The 16,343-nt window shown below is 58.7% G+C and carries 12 protein-coding genes; all 12 read right to left on the bottom strand.

Going from position 1 to position 16,343, the window contains the following annotated elements:
- Window positions 1-6: 6 nt before the first annotated feature.
- Window positions 7-1,062 (bottom strand): dTDP-glucose 4,6-dehydratase, encoded by a 1,056-nt coding sequence (gene rfbB, locus BLW10_RS02040; protein WP_091331972.1) that lies wholly within the window; start codon window positions 1,060-1,062, stop codon window positions 7-9.
- A 78-nt stretch (window positions 1,063-1,140) separates the two neighbouring features.
- A complete protein-coding gene (gene tldD, locus BLW10_RS02035; protein ID WP_091331971.1) occupies window positions 1,141-2,589 on the bottom strand; it encodes a metalloprotease TldD in 1,449 nt (482 codons plus the stop codon).
- Between the two features lie 70 nt (window positions 2,590-2,659).
- Window positions 2,660-3,490: a carbon-nitrogen hydrolase family protein gene (locus BLW10_RS02030; RefSeq protein ID WP_091331970.1), complete on the bottom strand. Its 831-nt coding sequence runs from the start codon at window positions 3,488-3,490 to the stop codon at window positions 2,660-2,662.
- Between the two features lie 112 nt (window positions 3,491-3,602).
- A complete protein-coding gene (locus BLW10_RS02025) occupies window positions 3,603-7,100 on the bottom strand; it encodes a YhdP family phospholipid transporter (protein ID WP_091331968.1) in 3,498 nt (1,165 codons plus the stop codon).
- A 10-nt stretch (window positions 7,101-7,110) separates the two neighbouring features.
- On the bottom strand, window positions 7,111-8,565 hold the full coding sequence (rng, locus tag BLW10_RS02020) for a ribonuclease G (protein WP_091331966.1): 1,455 nt from the start codon (window positions 8,563-8,565) through the stop codon (window positions 7,111-7,113).
- Between the two features lie 80 nt (window positions 8,566-8,645).
- Window positions 8,646-9,245: a Maf family protein gene (locus BLW10_RS02015; protein WP_091331964.1), complete on the bottom strand. Its 600-nt coding sequence runs from the start codon at window positions 9,243-9,245 to the stop codon at window positions 8,646-8,648.
- A complete protein-coding gene (gene glmU / locus BLW10_RS02010) occupies window positions 9,242-10,606 on the bottom strand; it encodes a bifunctional UDP-N-acetylglucosamine diphosphorylase/glucosamine-1-phosphate N-acetyltransferase GlmU (protein WP_091331962.1) in 1,365 nt (454 codons plus the stop codon). The genes BLW10_RS02015 and glmU overlap by 4 nt, the downstream gene beginning before the upstream one ends.
- Before the next feature lie 23 nt (window positions 10,607-10,629).
- Window positions 10,630-11,742, bottom strand: coding sequence for an acyltransferase family protein (locus tag BLW10_RS02005; RefSeq protein WP_091331960.1), 1,113 nt, complete (start codon window positions 11,740-11,742; stop codon window positions 10,630-10,632).
- 123 nt (window positions 11,743-11,865) lie between these two features.
- On the bottom strand, window positions 11,866-12,291 hold the full coding sequence (locus BLW10_RS02000; RefSeq protein WP_091331958.1) for a F0F1 ATP synthase subunit epsilon: 426 nt from the start codon (window positions 12,289-12,291) through the stop codon (window positions 11,866-11,868).
- A gap of 14 nt (window positions 12,292-12,305) precedes the next feature.
- Window positions 12,306-13,688 carry a F0F1 ATP synthase subunit beta gene (gene atpD / locus BLW10_RS01995; protein WP_091331956.1) on the bottom strand — a complete coding sequence of 461 codons (1,383 nt, stop codon included), beginning with the start codon at window positions 13,686-13,688 and terminating at the stop codon, window positions 12,306-12,308.
- 103 nt (window positions 13,689-13,791) lie between these two features.
- A complete protein-coding gene (atpG, locus tag BLW10_RS01990) occupies window positions 13,792-14,655 on the bottom strand; it encodes a F0F1 ATP synthase subunit gamma (protein ID WP_091331954.1) in 864 nt (287 codons plus the stop codon).
- A gap of 137 nt (window positions 14,656-14,792) precedes the next feature.
- Window positions 14,793-16,334, bottom strand: coding sequence for a F0F1 ATP synthase subunit alpha (gene atpA, locus BLW10_RS01985; protein WP_091331953.1), 1,542 nt, complete (start codon window positions 16,332-16,334; stop codon window positions 14,793-14,795).
- Window positions 16,335-16,343: the final 9 nt, after the last annotated feature.

Genomic DNA, 16,343 nt, shown 5'->3' with positions numbered 1-16,343 from the left:
TGGATGTCAACAAGCGCCTAAGCGTTCACCGCGATAACTGCCGTCCATGACGCGCTGACACCAGGCCGGATTCTCTAAATACCAATCAACTGTGCGCTGCATTCCGGATTCAAAGGTTTCCAGTGGCTCCCAACCGAGTTCGCGTTTGAGCTTGGTCGCATCAATCGCATACCGGCGATCATGGCCGGGGCGGTCAGTGACGAAGGTTTTAAGCTGCTGATGTGGACGATGCGGCGAATTGGGCAGGCGTTCATCAAGCAGAGTACAGAGCGTATCGACAACCTGAAGATTGGTGCGCTCGCTGTTGCCGCCGACGTTGTAGACCTCACCGGGCGTACCCGCTTCGAGCACGCGGGCAATTGCGCGACAGTGATCGAGCACGAATAGCCAGTCACGGATATTGCCGCCGTCGCCATAGATCGGCAGCGGCTCACCCGCCTGCGCTTTGAGAATCATCAACGGAATGAGCTTTTCGGGGAACTGATAGGGGCCGTAATTATTAGAACAATTCGTGGTCAGCACCGGCAGCCCGTAGGTGTGAAACCAGGCGCGTACCAGATGATCCGAGGCCGCTTTCGACGCAGAATAGGGCGAGTTGGGCGCGTAGGGCGTGGTTTCGGTGAATAGCCCGGTGGGGCCGAGTGAGCCGTACACTTCATCAGTCGAGACATGGAGAAAGCGAAACGCCGCCCGCGCCGCTGGCGCGAGCGTTGACCAATAGGCCCGTGCGCGGTCGAGTAGCGTGAAGGTGCCGACAACATTGGTTTGGATAAATTCGGCTGGCCCGTCGATGGAGCGATCAACATGACTTTCGGCGGCAAAATTGACCACAGCATCAACGGTGTACTCGCGCAACAGCCGCTCGACGAGCGCGGCGTCGGCGATGTCACCCTGTACAAAGATGTGGCGCGGATCGGCGGCGAGTGCGGCCAGCGTGTCGAGATTGCCGGCGTAGGTCAGGCGGTCGAGGTTGACCACCCGCATGTCGGTCTGTTGCAGGATATGATGAACGAAGTTGCCGCCAATAAAACCAGCGCCGCCGGTGACCAAAAGTGTTTGCATGTTGCAGCCTGTCGAGGAAAGAACGGAAGAAGCGATGTGCATTCTAACGCCACCCGCGCCCGGTCAACACACTCGGCGTTAGGCGCTCGTGCCGCCGACCGTCAGCCCGTCGATACGCAGCGTCGGCTGTCCGACCCCGACTGGCACGCTCTGACCTTCCTTGCCACAGGTGCCGACACCTTCATCGAGTTGCAGATCACTGCCGATCAGACTGACGCGGGTCAGCACATCCGGGCCATTGCCGATCAGGGTCGCGCCCTTGACCGGACAGACGATTCGCCCCTTTTCGATCAAATAGGCTTCGCTGGCCGAGAACACGAACTTCCCTGAGGTGATGTCAACCTGACCGCCGCCGAAGTTGACCGCGTATAGTCCCTTGTCAACCGAGGCGATGATCTCCTGTGGGTCGCGCTCACCAGCGAGCATATAGGTATTGGTCATGCGCGGCATCGGCAGATGCGCATAGGACTCGCGCCGCCCGTTACCCGTTGGCGCCGTGCCGGTGAGTCGTGCATTGAGCTTGTCCTGCATATAACCGCGCAAAATGCCATCTTCGATCAATACCGTGTTTTGGGTCGGTGTGCCCTCATCATCGAGCGTGAGCGAGCCGCGTCGTTCTGGCAGCGTGCCATCATCGACTACGGTGACGCCCGAAGCGGCAACGCGCTGCCCAATGCGTCCAGCAAAGGCCGAACTACCCTTGCGGTTGAAATCGCCTTCCAGACCATGCCCGACGGCTTCATGCAGCAGCACCCCGGGCCAGCCGGAGCCAAGCACCACCGTCATGCTACCCGCTGGCGCATCGACCGCATCGAGATTGACCAGCGCCAGCCGCACCGCTTCGCGGGCAAAGGTCAGCGCCCGATCTTCCAGCAAAAAATAGCCGAGATCGACCCGCGCTCCGCCGCCACTTGATCCCTGCTCGCGTCGCCCGTCCTGCTCGACGAGCACATGCACATTCAGCCGCACCAGCGGGCGCACATCCGCCGCCAGCGTGCCATCATCGCCCAGCACTAACACCGTATCCTGCACCGCAACCAAGCTGACGCTCACCTCGCGCACGCGAGGATCGGCGCGACGTGCTTCGGCATCAACGCGCTGCAATAACGCGACTTTTTCTGCATCCGGCAGGCTGGTGATCGGATTGAGCGCGGCATAGAGTGGCTGCGGATGCGGCGTCTGACCAATACGCACCCGTCCCGACTGACCGCCCCGCGCAATCGCCCGCGCAGCGTGCGCCGCTTCGAGCAGCGCCGCAAACTGCAAGTCATCCGAATAGGCAAAGCCGGTCTTTTCGCCGCTGATTGCTCGCAGACCCGCACCCTGCTCAATGCTGAAATTGCCGTCTTTGAGAATGCCGTCTTCCAGCATCCAGGACTGCATCCGGCTGTATTGAAAGTAAATATCCGCCGCATCGACCGAGGCGCTCGTCAAAGCACTGAGTAGACGGTCGAGCGCGGCGTCATCCAAGCCAGCCGGCGCTAAAATCCGGTCACGCGCAATAGCAAGGGGATCGTGTCTAGGCATGTTTAAGATTGAAGCGGCTCGTAACGTGATGGTTTAAGAACGGATTGAATGCGGCAGCGCAGCTTTTTTCTTACGCCTCGCACTTCAAACGCCGATGCTGAATGGTCGGGAAACTGCGCCGCACCGAGTCGAGAAATTCCCGATCCAGCGCCGCGCAGACAACACCGCTGCCGCGTGCGGTCTGGGTCAAGATGGTGCCCCAGGGATCGACAATCATGCTATGTCCGTAGGTTTCACGCCCGTTGACATGAAACCCGCCCTGCGCCGCAGCGACCACATAGGCAAGATTTTCAATCGCTCGCGCCCGTAGCAGCGATTCCCAATGGGCTTTGCCGGTTACAGCCGTGAACGCTGAGGGGACAACCAGCAGCTCGGCTTGGTCATCGAGCAGACGGCGGAAGAGTTCGGGAAAGCGCAAATCATAGCAGATGGCCAGACCAATCCGCCCGAATGGACTGGCGACAACAGCGGGCGTCGTGCCCGGCTCGATGACGGCGGATTCGTGATACCGCTCGTCGAGTCCGGGCAGATTGACATCGAACAGATGGATTTTGTCGTACCGCGCCACCCGTTCGCCACGCTCATCAAAGACCAGACAGGCCGCTCGCACCTTCGTGGCATCGGCGGCGGCGAGCGGAATAGTGCCGCCAATCAGCCAGATACCGAATTGCTTGGCCAGCCGCGCTAAAAAGCTTTGCAATGGCCCGTCGCCATCGGTTTCGCGGATGTCGAGTTGATCGCGGTCATGTTGCCCCATAAAAGCGAAGTTTTCGGGCAGCACGACCAGTTCTGCGCCCGTTTCCACCGCTTCGCGCACGAGGCGTTCGGCTTCAAACAGATTGGCGCTGACATTGGGGCCGGTGGCCATTTGCACCGCCCCGATTAGATGTTTTTCTTTCATGTGTTGGTTTTAGCTTGGTTCGTTTGCGCTTCACGAGATACACACTGGTTGGGATTTTAGCGTTTTCAATCCAGCGCGGCGAACGCCGAGGGCGCAGCGGCTCCAAAACCGTTCAGTGATCTTCTAAAAACGGCATCGGTGGCCGTGCGGAACGCTCCGCCGCGTCGCTCGCTGCTGGCGCGGCCAGCCCCAGACCGTTCAACGGCTCCCAGCCCAAGCGCGTCCAGATCGGTTGGTTCCAGTGGCCGGTAATTTGATATTCATAGCGCCCGAGTCGATCCAGCGTATTCCCCGTCAGCCGATCCAGCAGATACACCGCAGCCCCGACCACCGGCCCACCGGCGACCGCGCTGGCAATGGCGATACTGGAGCCGAGGCGCGGTTCAATCAACACGCGCTGATTGAGCTGTTGTCGGCTGAGATCGGCGCTCCCTTTGAGGCGCACGGTGGCCGCTGGGCCAGTGATGCGCACGTCATCTAACCGCGCTTGACCCTGCTGAATGGCAATCTGGCCGCGAAAGTGCTCAAACGCAAAGCCCTGTTGATGTAAGTCAGAAAAATCCAGCACCAGCCGCCGTCCCAGTGAGCCAATATCGACAATCCCCAGCAGCCGCCCGATCCCGGGTTCGACATCGAGCAGCCGTCCGGCGTTGATGTCCAGCTCAAGCTGTCCGGTCGCACGCGCCCAGGTGAAACGATGCGGGGCATCCGGCCAGCCGAGATGCAGTCGGGCGTGAGCGGTTTTGGCTTCAAGCGCCGCCGGTTCGCCAAACGCGGTCAGCACGCGGGCCAGATACGCGGTGTCGAGCGCGAGTTCTAAGCGGCTGCTGTGACGGTCGCGGCTGCGCCGCCATTCGCCGCTACCGCTGGCTGTCAACAGTCCGGGCGCACTGAGGCGCATCTGCGGCAGGCGCATCCCAAGTGCGTCGCGGTGGAGCGTCAGATCAAGCGTGCCCAAACGCTGACCGCCCCAATCGAGCCGCTTGATGTGTAAATCCAATGACGGCAGATCAGTGACAGCGGCTGAGGTCGTCGCCGCCGATGGCGCGTCATCCGGCGCGGTTGCTGTCAGGAATGGCTTGAGATCGAGCCGTTCCAGATCGAGCGTCAGCCGCTGCCCGCTGCGTAGCGTGCCTGCCATTTCACGCGCTTTGATCGCCAATTCCCAGCCGCGTGCGGTCGGTGTGCCCTGAAGATTGAAGGCATGGAGGGTGCGCCCGCCGAGTTGCAGCCGCTCGATATCCAGTTCGAGTTGCGCCAGCCCAGTCGTGCGCAGTGGCTGCGGACTGGGGTCGCGGTTGAGTCCGACTGACCAATCGCGCCACGCATTGAGATCGAGCGTCGCGCAGTGCCACGTCAGATGCAGCCCATCTTCAGCCGTCACCGCGTTGAGCGTGATCGGCTCGGCGTCGAGTCGGGCGCTGATCTCCGATGGTTCCAGCCCCTGCGCCGTAAACCGCACTGCGCCGCCCAAATCGGTCAGATGCAGCGCCGTGCCGCGCAGACTGAGCTGTGCTGGCGCGGGCCAGCTTAGAACGCCACTGACGCCCGCCGCCTGCGTTTCATGCAACGGCAAATCAATATCTAGGCTGACCTGCGCTTGTCCGTCAACCGTGATGCGCTCGGCGAATGCGCCCAACTGCGCGGCCAGCGGGGTGTCGGTCAGCGCCCGTTGACCATCCGTAAACGGGCCGCGTGTTTCAGCGTGAATCTGGAGCCGCTCGGCGGTGTGTAAATCGGCAAGCTCGGCGCGTCCGCTGGTCACGGTGCGCTCGAACACGCGCCCGCGCTCAAGCTGAACGCTAAGACGGTGATCGCGGAACTGTACCTGACCAGCGGCGGCGGTCAGTGCTGGCCAATCGGGGTGATAGGCGAGGTGCGCATCGTCAAACGCCAGTGTCAGCGCAAAGGCTCCGGGCGCAGCGCGAAACGGAAACTGGGCCGGTGTGCCGTGAAACTGGAGAGCGCCCCGCGTGATCTGTCCAGCGATTAACGCACGGTCGAGCCACGCGATCAGCGTCGGCGACAATACACCCGCTGGCAGATAGTTCCGCACGGCGGCGACGCGCCCTGATTGAAGCTGAACATCGAGGTCAAGTTGCGGCGCAGTGCTCGCGGGCGCTGGCCAGTCGAGAGCGGCCTGTGCGGTGAGATCGAGATCCGCGTTTTTCAGTTGCAGGTGTCGAGCGGCCAGCCGCCAGCCGCCAGCCGCTGCCGGCGTCCAACTGAGCTGTCCGGTCAGTTGATCGAATCTGAGTGGCCGATCAAACAGCGGCTGCCAGTCGAGCGCGAGCACATCGGTTTCTAGTTGCACCCAGCAGCCGCCTTGATTGGCGGTCAGTTCCAGATCCAAGCCCGTGACCTGTGGCAGCGTGGCGTGACGCTCCCAGCCGAGATCAACCCCGCGTGCGCGGATGTCCCAGCGCGGCGCAGTCGCTGCATCCATCTGTTCCCAGTGAACAGCCAGATCGCGCACCTGACCACGCGGCTGGAGCGCCAGCACCTGCTGCACCGCTTCGGGCACAGGCCACGCGCTCGATACCAGCCACGCACGCACAGCCGTGAGATCGACACTCGGCACCTGACCCGCAGCGCGGCGCACTCGGCCTGTGTCAGTTAGCTCCAGTTCCAGACTGAGATCAGCGAGCGCCGCATCAGCGGCGGTCAATGCCAAATCACGCACGCGCACTTGCCAGCTACCAGCGGCGAGCGCGTGCAGCCGCGCCTCAGCACGCAGTTGGCGCACGGTGAGCGGCGTCGTGCCGAACTGCACGGCGTTCAAATCGGCCCGCACACTGGCCGAGGCAAGCTGCCCCTGCACAATGGTCAGCGTACTTTCAAGCTGTGATTGGCCAAGATCGAGCCGCGTGAGCGGATGCAAGCTCGTCGGTAACGGCAGATGCAGCGCCTCCCCGGTCACGCGCAGCATAGCGTGCCCACTCCACGCGGTCGGCGTCGCCGCTGGCCCGGTCACTTGCGCAGCAAGCTGCAACCGCGCTGGCGTGGCAGTCGGATTAGATGCAGCGGGTTGATGCAGCGTGGCGCTGAGATCAAGCTGATGCCGTGCCCCATGATTAACAAATTGCAGCTCGACCGCGCTCAACTGCTGCTCGCCGCTGTCCGGCGTGGCGCGGATGCGCAGCCTGCTCGCCCGAAGCATCAAGCGTCCATGACGGAGAAAATCGCCCAGTGCCTGCGGATCGCGGCTGTGCCAGTGTTCCAGCCCGGCAATCTGCCATGCACCGTTCGGCGTGCGCGTGATGACCAGCTCCGCGCCAGTCAGCGTCAGCGCGGCTAAACGCGGCGCTCGGCGGTACAGCGATGTCCAGACCGCTAACTCCAATTCCAGCGCCGCCAGTTGCAGCGGCGGCGCGGTGGCATCCGCTGGCGTCAAAACAAGCTGTTCCAGCCGCACACGCGGACGCCCGCTGCCCCAGCGTAGCTGCACCGCGCCCAGTGTCAGCGGTTGCCCGAGTTCGGCGCTCAGGCGCTCGGCTAACCACAGCCGCGCCGCATCCGGCAGCGTTGGCGGCCACAGTGTGACCGCCGCCCACAGCAGCGCGATGGCCAGCAGCATCCAGCGCACTCCGGTGATGAGCACGGCCCGCATTCACAGCGACTCAGATCAACACCACGTCGTACTGTTCTTGGGTATACAAGGCTTCAGCTTGGAGCCGAATCGGGCGACCGATAAATTCTTCCAGTTCCGCGAGATGCGCCGATTCTTCATCGAGCAGGCGGTCTACCACTTCCGGCGAGGCGAGCACTAGCAGCGTTTCGACCTCAAATTGCCGCGATTCGCGCAAAATTTCGCGGAAAATCTCATAACAGGTCGTTTCAGCGGTTTTGATCGACCCGCGTCCACCACAGCACGGGCACGGCTCGCACAGCACATGCTCTAACGATTCGCGGGTGCGCTTGCGCGTCATCTCGACGAGACCGAGTGACGAAACTTCGGTGATATGGGTTTTGGCGTGATCGCGGGCGAGACATTTTTCGAGAGCGCGTAGCACTTGACGCTTGTGCTCGTCCTCGGTCATGTCAATAAAATCAATGATGATGATGCCGCCGAGATTGCGCAGGCGCAGTTGACGGCAGATCGCTTGCGCGGCTTCCAGATTGGTCTTAAAAATGGTTTCTTCGAGATTGCGATGGCCGACAAAGGCACCGGTGTTGACATCAATCGTGGTCATGGCTTCGGTCTGGTCGATGACCAAATGCCCACCAGATTTGAGGCTCACTTTGCGTTGCAGCGCCTTGCGGATTTCTTCTTCAACCCCGTAAAGATCGAACAACGGGCGCTCGCCCTGATAGTACTCAATGCGTTCTTGAATTTCGGGAATATATTTGGTCGCAAAATTGACCGCTTTATCAACCATCGCCCGCGAGTCGATGCGGATGCGCTCGACTTCGGGTGTCACCAGATCGCGCAACGCCCGCAGCGCTAAAGCCAGATCATCATGAACCAGTCCGATCTGTGTCACATGCGCACAGCGATCCTTGATCCCGCGCCAGAGCTTGGCCAAAAACGCCATATCTTTTTCGAGCGCCTCTTCGCTCACGCCCTCAGCGGCGGTGCGGGCGATAAATCCGCCCTCGCCCTGATGCGCCTCGACATAGCGCAGCAGAATCTCGCGCAGACGGCGGCGCTCGTCCTCGTCCTCGATTTTTTGCGACACGCCAGTCGTCGTCACCGCTGGCATACACACCAAATAGCGTGACGCAATCGAGATATTGGTCGTCAGGCGGGCACCTTTGGTACCGAGTGGATCCTTGACAACCTGCACGACGATCAAATCGCCCTCGTGGACTAATTCATGAATCTGCTCGCCGCGCACCTCGCCGGGTGTGCCGATGATGTCGGAGGCATGAAGAAAGGCCGCCCGTTCTAAGCCGATATCGACAAATGCCGCCTGCATCCCCGGTAAGACGCGACAAATACGCCCTTTATAAATATTGCCGACTAACCCGCACCGCTCGGCGCGTTCGATGATGATTTCTTGCACCACCCCGTTTTCGACTACCGCCACCCGCGTTTCGGGCGGGGTGACATTGATGAGAATCTCTTCACTCACACGTTACGTCCTTCTAAATAGCTGGGATTCTGCAACATTGAAACCGCAAAGACGCGAAGAACGCAAAGTAGATATTTGATTTAGGCCGTCAGCAACCGCAGACCAGCGCGTTGCAGCAATTGCGCGGTTTCATAGAGCGGCAGGCCCATGACGCCCGAATAGCTGCCCTGTAGCGCGGTGATGAAGAGCGCCGCGAGTCCTTGAATTGCGTAGCCGCCGGCTTTGTCCAGCGGTTCGCCACTGGCCCAATAGGCCTGCATTTCGTGTGTATCGAGTTCGCGCAGGGTAACTTGGCTCAAGCTGGCCTGATACCAAATTGTGTCAGATGCCGTTGCCAGCGCCACGCCGGTGAGTACCTGATGGGTGCGCCCGGAGAGCCGCGCCAGCATCTGCATACACGCAGCTTGATCGCGGGGTTTGCCTAAAATCTGGTCATCAATGATGACGGCCGTATCCGCCGTGAGCACGAGGCCGGAATCATCGGCGGTCAGCACCGCCCGCCCCGCATGGGCTTTGGCAACCGCGATGCGCTCGACATAGACTGCCGCTGTTTCTTGCGGCGCGGGCGTTTCATCGACTTCCACATCGAGCAGCACGAACGACACGCCGATTTGTTGTAATAACTGCTGGCGGCGCGGTGAGCGCGAGGCGAGATACAGCAGACGATTTGAGTTGTTCATTGGCGTTTGCGTGGGCGTTGCCAGCCGGCAAGTGTCATCTGCTTGGCCCGCGAGACGGTGAGCTGTTCCGCTGGTGCGTCGCGGGTAATCACCGACCCCGCGCCGATGGTCGCACCAGCCCCGACTGTCACCGGCGCGACCAATGCCGTGTTCGAGCCGATAAAAGCACCATCGCCAATCTGCGTTTTGGATTTGTTGACGCCATCATAGTTACAGGTGATCGTCCCCGCGCCGACATTGACCCCTGCGCCGACTTCCGCATCGCCCAGATAGGTCAGATGATTGACCTTGCTGCCGCGTCCGAGCTGGGTTTTTTTGATCTCGACGAAGTTGCCGACATGGGTGTCATCGGCTAACCGCGCTTCAGGACGGAGCCGCGCAAACGGGCCGATGCGGGCGTTCGCGCCGACCTGAGCCGATTCGATGACGCAGTTAGCTAAAATCTCGGTCTCCGCGCCAATGTCGCAATCGGTTAGCACACAATTTGGCCCAATACGCACCCCCGCCGCTAAACGCACGCGCCCCGCGATGATGACGTTGATGTCAATGAACACATCCGGTTCAGCATCGAGCTGGCCGCGCAGATCGAAGCGCGTCGGATCGGCGAGCGTCACGCCGGAACGCATCAGCGATTCAGCCTGCTGGCGCTGATAAATCCGTTCTAATTCAGCGAGTTGTACGCGATCATTGACGCCCGCGACCTCGTGCAGCGCCGCCGGTTGCGTGGTGGCGACCGCCACGCCATCACGCGCTGCGAGTGCGATCACATCGGTTAGATAATATTCGCCCTGTGCATTGTGATCGTCGATCTGCTCCAGCCAAGATGCGAGATGGGCGCGATCAGCGACCAAAAAGCCGGTATTGATCTCACGAATCGAGCGTTCATCGGGCGTGGCGTCCTTGTCCTCGACAATGCGCACCACCTGACCCGCCGCATCGCGCAGAATGCGACCATAGCCGCTCGGATCGGTTAATTCCGCCGTCAGCACGGCCAGCGGCGTTGTGCTCGCCAATGCGACCAAGCGTCGCAAGGTCTCCGGCGCAATCAGCGGCACATCGCCATAGAGCACCAGCACCCGATCCAGGTCGGTCAGCGTCGGCATGGCTTGAATAACCGCGTGCCCAGTGCCGCGCTGCTCGGCCTGCTCGACCCAGATGCAATCGGCGTCAGTCAGTGCCGCCCGCACCTGTTCGCCGCCATGCCCATGTACCACGACGATCCGCGCTGGATTGAGCGCCCGCGCTGCGGTCAGCACATGCGCCAGCAGTGGTTGTCCGGCGAGTGGATGCAAGACTTTCGGCTGACGCGAGCGCATCCGCTTGCCTTGCCCGGCGGCGAGGATGACGATGCCTGTTTTCATATTTTTTTTACTCAATGCGGTTTTTAATTTTTCGTAAAAATTGTTGCAATTATTGAACGTAAATGCAGTGCTTTTTCCTCAAACAAAACAGGCAACCCTTTCATTTTTAAGCATTTCTTTTCGATTTTATGCCAAGATAAAAATGCTAACGCAAAAGTAATGACGAATGACAGGATCACCATACCAGAAACCGTAACATGCGGAATCATAGCAGCGATGGATTGTTGAACTGGAAATGCATAAATATAAATTCCATACGAATAATCGCCGATTTTATTAAAAGACCGAATCGGGCCTGATGGTACGTAAGCAAGATACAGCAGCAGATAAGGCAAGCAAAAACTATAAACAAAGAAAAAAATTTTTACGTGAACAGCCGATAAAAAAACTATTATACTTAAAGCAAGAAATAGTCTAAAAGATAAAATAATCTGATCTCTATAAAGATAAAAACTCACCCCACTAAAGAAACTCGCAAAAAACCGAATCGAAAAGCTTATATCGTTCTGGAAATAATTAAATAAGTTCCAGAAAATTGCCGAAAGTGTAGCAAACAGAAATAATGGCTTAAGTAACGATTTTTTAAAAAATCGCTGAATTTGAAAAAATATCAAACCCATTAAAACTAGCAAGGCATACATTTTTATTTCATATGGTAATGTCCATAGTGAGCCATTCACGGCATCTTTGTAATGATTATCAACAAAAACACCTGGCAAAACAAAAACCACGCCTGAAATCAAAGAGCTATTTTTTGCAATATATTCATATGTTTGTGAATCAGAAAAATATGCAATCAGATTGTAACTTGTAAAAATGGCACCAACTATCAGCGTGCAAAATAAAACCGCAACAATCAGTGCTGGATAAATTCTTAAAATTCTAGCCCAAATAAAAGCAAGCAAATTTTGTCTTTCAAAAAAACTCTTCGCAATCAAAAAACCACTCGTCACAAAAAAGATATCAACAGCAACATTGCCTAATGTAATGTTGACTAAATGCGCTAATGGTTCAGGATACATTGTTTTTGCTAAAGCAAAACTATGGCTATACAACACAAGCGTTGCAGCTAAAAAACGAATCAAATTAAAGTTATTGTCACGACTTGTTACATAATGGGATAATAGTTTTGCCATTATAGTTTCCTCAAAATACTTGATATAAAAATCTAAAAAACCGTGATACTAAAACGCCTCCATCCTTGCGGATGGAGGCGCATTTATACGACCAGCAAAACTGCGGATGAAAAGTGCGTTGAGCTATCGGCCTTTCAATCGCCGCAGTTTCTCAATCGCCCGCAGTTGCGCCACAGCTTCGGCCAGTTCAGCCTGCGCTTTGGCGTACTCGAACTCAGCTTTCTGACCGGAGAGCGTATCTTCAGCGCGGCGCTTGGCTTCCAATGCGGCAGCTTCGTCGAGGTCACGGGCGCGGATCGCCGTATCGGCCAGCACCGTTACTTTATGCGGCTGGACTTCGAGCATTCCACCAGAAACATAAAAATGCTCCTGCTCGCCCTGCTCGTTCTCGACCCGCACATCACCCGGGCGCAGACGGCTAATAAATGCCGTGTGTCGTGGCGCGATACCGACTTCACCCATCTCAGCGGTGGCATAGACCATCGCTGCCTGACCCGAGTGGATCGCCCCCTCGGCGCTGACGATATCAACATGGACTGTCATAGCCATTGGGAAAGCCCCCCTTAGTTGGCCATCTTCTTGGCTTTCTCGACTGCTTCTTCGATGCCGCCGACCATGTAGAACGCCTGCTCGGGCAGATGATCGTACTCGCCGCTGACAATAGCCTTGAAGTCCTTGATGGTGTCTTTGACCGACACGAACTTACCGGGTGCGCCGGTGAAGACTTCAGCAACAAAGAACGGCTGTGACAGGAAACGCTGAATCTTACGTGCACGGTTGACGGTGAGCTTGTCTTCTTCCGACAGCTCGTCCATGCCGAGAATAGCGATGATGTCCTTGAGTTCCTTGTAACGCTGGAGCGTCCCCTGCACGGCGCGTGCAGTTTCGTAATGCTCAACGCCGACGACATTGGGATCAAGGATACGACTGGTCGAATCGAGCGGATCTACCGCCGGATAGATACCCAGCTCGGCGATCTGACGCGACAGTACTAGGGTCGCGTCTAAGTGCGCAAAGGTCGTCGCCGGTGACGGGTCAGTCAAGTCGTCGGCAGGTACGTAAACGGCTTGGAACGAGGTGATCGAACCAGTGCGAGTCGAGGTGATACGCTCTTGCAGCGCACCCATCTCAGAAGCCAGCGTCGGCTGATAACCTACAGCGGACGGCATCCGACCGAGCAACGCCGACACCTCAGTACCAGCGAGGGTGTAACGGTAGATGTTGTCGATGAACATCAGCACGTCACGGCCTTCGTCGCGGAAGTACTCGGCCATCGTCAGACCGGTGAGCGCGACGCGCAGACGGTTGCCGGGTGGCTCATTCATCTGGCCATACACCAGCGCCACCTTGTCGAGCACGCCGCCATCTTTCATTTCATGATAGAAGTCGTTACCTTCGCGTGTCCGCTCGCCGACGCCCGCGAACACCGAAAAGCCTGAATGCTCGACGGCGATATTACGGATCAGCTCCATCAGGGTCACGGTCTTACCAACCCCCGCGCCACCGAACAGACCGACCTTACCGCCCTTGGAGATCGGCATAATCAGGTCTATGACCTTGATGCCGGTTTCGAGAATTTCGGTCGAAGCCGCTTGATCTTCGAGCTTGGGCGCAGCGCGATGAATCGACCAGTGCGCTTCGCTCTTGACTTCGCCTTGCTCGTCGATAGGATTGCCCAGCACGTCCATAATGCGGCCGAGGGTCGCCTGACCGACTGGCACCTGAATCGGTGCGCCCGTAGCAGTCACATCGACACCGCGTTGCAGACCGTCGGTCGAACCCATCGCAATGGTGCGCACCACACCGTCGCCGAGCTGCTGCTGCACTTCCAGCGTCAGACCCGTTGACTCGATCTTGAGCGCGTCATACACCTTGGGCATCGCGCCGCGTGGGAACTGCACGTCCACAACCGCGCCGATGATTTCCACCACGTTACCGGAACTCATAGTCTTTATCCTCTTTGGCCTCACAGCCACTTAAGCGATTCTGTTTGGATCCCGTGCCCCGCCCCACAGCGATCACGGATCGAGCGTGCGGCCAGCCGGTCGCTTAGACGGCGGCGGCACCGCTGACGATCTCGGAGATCTCTTGGGTGATCGCGGCCTGACGCGCCTTGTTGTAAACGAGCTGCAACTCACCGATCAGGTTACCGGCATTGTCCGAGGCGGCCTTCATCGCCACCATGCGGGCGGCCTGCTCGCAGGCGCTGTTTTCGACCACGGCTTGATAAACCAGCGATTCGATGTAGCGCGTCAACAGGGCATCCAAGACCGACTTTGCGTCTGGCTCGTAGATGTAATCCCAGTGATCGGGCATGGCCTCGCGCTCACCTGGAACCAATGGCACCAGTTGGCGGATCACCGGACGCTGAGTCATGGTGTTGACAAATTCATTGCCGACGACATAGATCGCGTCGATCTCGCCAGCCTCGAACGCATCGAGCATGACCTTGACCGTGCCGACCAGATCTTCAACATGCGGCTTGTCGCCCAGATGGGTCGCCTGCGCCTTGACCTCACCACCGAAGCGTTTAAAAAAGCCCAGCGCCTTGGTACCAATCGTGCAGAACACCGGCTCGATGCCGGCGGTGCGCTGCTCTTTGATCTCGGCGATCAGCCGACGGAACAGGTTACTGTTGAGACCGCCGCATAGTCCACGATCAGACGAAACGACGATATAACCGACGCGCTTACGCGGACGCTCGATGGCCATGAACGAGTGCCGATACTCGGGCGTGGCGTTGGCCAGATGACTGATGACCTGGAGCATCTTCTCCGCGTAGGGACGGGAGGCGGCCATGCGGTCTTGGGCCTTGCGCATCTTGGAGGCCGCGACCATCTGCATGGCCTTGGTGATCTTCTGCGTGCTCTTGATGCTCGCGATCTTGGTGCGGATTTCTTTGGCGCCTGCCATTCGTTAGCTCCCAGCCTCCAGCTTCCAGCCGCCAGCCAGTCGGCTGGTGGGTCGAGGAGGTTCGATACTTGTCAAAACGCACCACGCCAGCCGACCGGCCTCCGGCTGGAGGCAGGTGGCTGGTCGCTGGCGGCTACTTACCAAGTGTTGTTGGCCTTGAAGTCCTTGATCGCGGCGTGCATGGCCTGAGCGATCTCGTCGTTAAAATCGCCGGTCGAATCGATCTTGGCCAGCAATTCAGCACGCGCTGACTTCACATAGCTTTGCAGCGCCCGCTCGAAATCGACGACTTTTTTGACATCGACATCATCGAGATAGCCTTCGTTGGCCGCAAACAGCGAAATCGCCATCTGCCCGACGCTCAACGGCGAGTACTGGAACTGCTTCATCAGTTCAGTGACGCGCTCGCCACGCTGGAGCTGCTTGCGGGTCGCTTCGTCCAGGTCGGAGGCGAACTGCGAGAAGGCGGCCAGCTCGCGGTACTGAGCCAGTGCCAGACGGATACCGCCGCCGAGCTTCTTGATGATCTTGGTCTGGGCCGCACCACCGACACGCGACACCGACAGACCGGCGTTGATGGCCGGACGGATACCCGCGTTGAAGAGGTCGGTTTCGAGGAAGATCTGACCGTCGGTGATCGAAATCACGTTGGTCGGCACGAAGGCGGACACGTCACCGGCCTGAGTCTCGATGATCGGCAGTGCGGTCAGCGAGCCGGTTTGACCCTTCACCTTGCCGCCAGTCATCTTTTCGACATAATCGGCGTTGACGCGGGCGGCACGTTCCAGCAGCCGCGAGTGCAGATAGAACACGTCACCGGGATAGGCTTCGCGGCCCGGCGGACGGCGCAGCAGCAGCGACACTTGACGATAGGCCCAAGCCTGCTTAGTCAGGTCGTCATAAACGATCAGCGCATCTTCGCCCTTATCGCGGAAATACTCGCCCATCGTGCAGCCAGCATAGGGCGCGAGGAACTGCATCGCAGCGGAATCCGCAGCCGGTGCCGCGACAATGATGGTGTGAGCCATCGCGCCATGCTCTTCGAGCTTGCGCACGATGGCAGCAATCGAGGAGTTCTTCTGACCAACAGCGACGTAGATACACTTAACGCCGGTGCCTTTCTGATTGATGATAGCGTCGATGGCGACAGCGGTCTTACCGGTCTGACGGTCGCCGATAATCAGCTCACGCTGACCGCGACCGACTGGCACCATCGCGTCGATGGCCTTCAGACCAGTCTGCAACGGTTGGTCAACGGATTTACGCTCGATCACGCCCGGCGCGACCTTCTCAATCGGCGAGGTGCCTTCGGCGTCGATTGGCCCTTTGCCGTCAATCGGATTGCCCAGCGCATCGACGACGCGCCCAAGCAGACCCGCACCGACTGGCACTTCTAGGACGCGCCCGGTACAACGCACCCAATCGCCCTCGGACAAATGGGTGTAGTCGCCCAGCACGACCGCGCCCACCGAGTCACGCTCCAGGTTCAGCGCCAATCCGTAGGTATTTCCCGGAAATTCGAGCATCTCATAATATTGCGCGTCAGACAGGCCGTGAATGCGCACGATGCCGTCAGTCACACTAACGACGGTACCTTCGGTGCGGGCCTCGGTCTGAAGCTCGAATTTCTCGATCTTCTGTTTAATGAGATCGCTGATCTCGGATGGATTCAGTTGCATGGCGGTGTC

Source organism: Allochromatium warmingii (assembly GCF_900107145.1).
GTDB classification, from domain to species: domain Bacteria; phylum Pseudomonadota; class Gammaproteobacteria; order Chromatiales; family Chromatiaceae; genus Thermochromatium; species Thermochromatium warmingii.
This window is presented reverse-complemented; position numbering and strand designations above follow the sequence as displayed.

Excerpts from the sequence above, each read along its gene's own strand:
- rfbB (WP_091331972.1), bottom strand. The coding sequence starts at position 1,062 with ATGCAAACACTTTTGGTCACCGGCGGCGCTGGTTTTATTGGCGGCAAC.
- tldD (WP_091331971.1), bottom strand. The coding sequence starts at position 2,589 with ATGCCTAGACACGATCCCCTTGCTATTGCGCGTGACCGGATTTTAGCG.
- BLW10_RS02030 (WP_091331970.1), bottom strand. The coding sequence starts at position 3,490 with ATGAAAGAAAAACATCTAATCGGGGCGGTGCAAATGGCCACCGGCCCC.
- BLW10_RS02025 (WP_091331968.1), bottom strand. The coding sequence starts at position 7,100 with ATGCGGGCCGTGCTCATCACCGGAGTGCGCTGGATGCTGCTGGCCATC.
- BLW10_RS02015 (WP_091331964.1), bottom strand. The coding sequence starts at position 9,245 with ATGAACAACTCAAATCGTCTGCTGTATCTCGCCTCGCGCTCACCGCGC.
- glmU (WP_091331962.1), bottom strand. The coding sequence starts at position 10,606 with ATGAAAACAGGCATCGTCATCCTCGCCGCCGGGCAAGGCAAGCGGATG.
- BLW10_RS02005 (WP_091331960.1), bottom strand. The coding sequence starts at position 11,742 with ATGGCAAAACTATTATCCCATTATGTAACAAGTCGTGACAATAACTTT.
- BLW10_RS02000 (WP_091331958.1), bottom strand. The coding sequence starts at position 12,291 with ATGGCTATGACAGTCCATGTTGATATCGTCAGCGCCGAGGGGGCGATC.
- atpD (WP_091331956.1), bottom strand. The coding sequence starts at position 13,688 with ATGAGTTCCGGTAACGTGGTGGAAATCATCGGCGCGGTTGTGGACGTG.
- atpG (WP_091331954.1), bottom strand. The coding sequence starts at position 14,655 with ATGGCAGGCGCCAAAGAAATCCGCACCAAGATCGCGAGCATCAAGAGC.
- atpA (WP_091331953.1), bottom strand. The coding sequence starts at position 16,334 with ATGCAACTGAATCCATCCGAGATCAGCGATCTCATTAAACAGAAGATC.